This is a genomic window from Mesorhizobium sp. M7A.F.Ca.US.002.01.1.1 (genome assembly GCF_004022955.1).
GTDB lineage: Bacteria > Pseudomonadota > Alphaproteobacteria > Rhizobiales > Rhizobiaceae > Mesorhizobium > Mesorhizobium ciceri.
In genome coordinates this window covers 1-1,937 of sequence record NZ_RZQE01000751.1, presented here as the reverse complement: position 1 = coordinate 1,937, position 1,937 = coordinate 1, and the positions used below count along the sequence as shown (strand labels likewise).

Below are 1,937 nucleotides of genomic sequence, written 5' to 3'. Positions count from 1 at the left end.
GCCTTGACGTCGGGATTGTTGAGCAGCGCCGCGGTGATCACCGGAATGGCCAGGTTGGGATCGGACGCCCATTCGCCGCTCGGCGGTGAGGACAACTGGATGACCTCGACGCCGGCTTCCTTGAGCGCCGCCACCGTGCCACGTTCGCGCGCGCCGCGACTTTCGTTTTCGAACGGACCGATCATGATCGCCTTGTCGCCGGCCTTCAGCTTGCCCAGTTTGAACGCCTCGGCGCCGAGCGCGCGGCCCTGCTGTTCCTGCTGGGCGCCGACATAGCCGCCGCCGAACGCTTCCACCACCTTCGGCACAGGCACGTTCTGGTACATCATCTTGATGCCATCCTTGTGCGCCTGTTCGGCGAGCGGCATGATCGATGCATCGCCCGGATGGCCCATCATGGCGATGCCGTTGGGCTTGACCGCGACGGCCTCGCGCAGTTGCTGAACCATCTTTTCGATGTCCCACTGGGAGAAGATGTAGTCGACCTTCGGCCCCAGATCGGCCTCTGCCTGCTTGGCGCCATTGTAGACGATGGTGCCGAAAGCGTCGCCCTCGGCGCCGCCGACGAAGAAACGGATGTGGACGTCCTTGCACCATTTGGCGTCGAGCGCCTGCGCGGGCAAGGTGGAGATCGCAGCGGCAAGCACCGTGGCGGCGGCCACGACGGTCGAGCGCAGAACTGTCCTTCTCATCGTCATGCTCATGCACTTATCCTCCCTTTTTGTCCTCGCAAGCGAGGGGTTTCGACATTCGCTTCGGCAATGTGCGTTGCAGACATCCCGGCCGGCTCCTCCCGCCGGCCGATCCTCACATCGGGTTCGGCAGGTAGCTGGCCCCTCCCCGGCATTGCTTGAGATATTCCAGCGCCCGCACCTGGCCGGTGATCTCGAGGTCGCCGCGATAGACCGGGTCGTGCCAACCTTCGATATCGATGGCCCCCTTGTAGCCGGCCAGCCGCAATTCGCTGATCACCCGCGTCCAGTCGCTGTCGCCGAAGCCCGGCGTTCGCATTTGCACGAAGGGCAGCCGGCCGAACACGCCATGCTCGCGGATGACATCCCAGCGCACCGTCGCGTCCTTGCCGTGGACGTGGAAGATGCGCGGCGCCCATTTGCGGATCTGCGGCATCGGATCGATCAGATAGACGAGCTGGTGGCAGGGCTCCCATTCCAGCCCGAGATTGTCGTCCGGCACTTCGTTGAACATCAGCTCCCAGGCGTCCGGATTGTGGGCGATGTTCCAGTCGCCGGCGGCCCAGTTGCCGTCCATCGCGCAGTTCTCGAAGGCGATGCGCACGCCCTTGTCGGCGGCGCGTCTGGCCAGCGGTCCCCAGACCTCCTTGAAGCGCGGCAGGCTGTCGGTCAGCTTCTTGCCGCGCAGGCGGCCGGTGAAGCCGCTGACCATCGAGGTGCCGAACAGATGCGCATTGTCGATGACCGTCTCCCAGGCCTTGAGCACGCCGCGATCGACCTCGCCGTCTTCCAGCGGATTGCCGAACACGCCGAGCGAGGACACGGTGACGTCGGCATCGCCGATCGCCTCGCGGATCTGGCCGGCCAGCCGCGGCAAATCCTTGCCGCCCAGCGTCTGCCAGAAGAAGGGCTGGATGCTCTCGAAGCCGAGCGGCAGGATCTGCTTGATGTAAGCCGCCGGGTCGTCGAGATTGGCCCGCACCATGGTGCCGATCCGGATGTCGAGAAGCGGGTTCGGCGTCATTGTGCTTCCTCTGCGATTGTCACGCGGCGGCCGGTCTCGGCGCTTTCGATGGCGCCAAAAACCATGGCCAGGCTCTTGATGTTGTCGCCGCCGCGCGTTTCCGGCTCGGTGCCGGTCTCGATGGCGTGCATGAAATCCTGGAGAATGCCGAGATGGCCGCCGACGCGATCGGACGCATCGAGCGGCGGCACCTCGATCGGCTGGGTTTTGTCGAACATTCC

2 protein-coding genes and 1 pseudogene are annotated in these 1,937 nt (G+C 64.9%); all 3 read right to left on the bottom strand.

From position 1 onward, the window contains the following. Positions 1 to 704: substrate-binding domain-containing protein (locus EN932_RS35030; RefSeq protein ID WP_128369472.1), on the bottom strand; the 704-nt coding region annotated here is incomplete at its 3' end. 103 nt (positions 705 to 807) lie between these two features. After that, the gene (locus EN932_RS35025; protein ID WP_013530991.1) at positions 808 to 1,716 is read right to left on the bottom strand and encodes a sugar phosphate isomerase/epimerase; all 909 of its coding nucleotides are present in this window, start codon (positions 1,714 to 1,716) and stop codon (positions 808 to 810) included. Next, a pseudogene (locus EN932_RS35020) lies at positions 1,713 to 1,937 on the bottom strand (gfo/Idh/MocA family oxidoreductase); the annotation flags it as partial. The pseudogene EN932_RS35020 and the gene EN932_RS35025, both read right to left, overlap by 4 nt.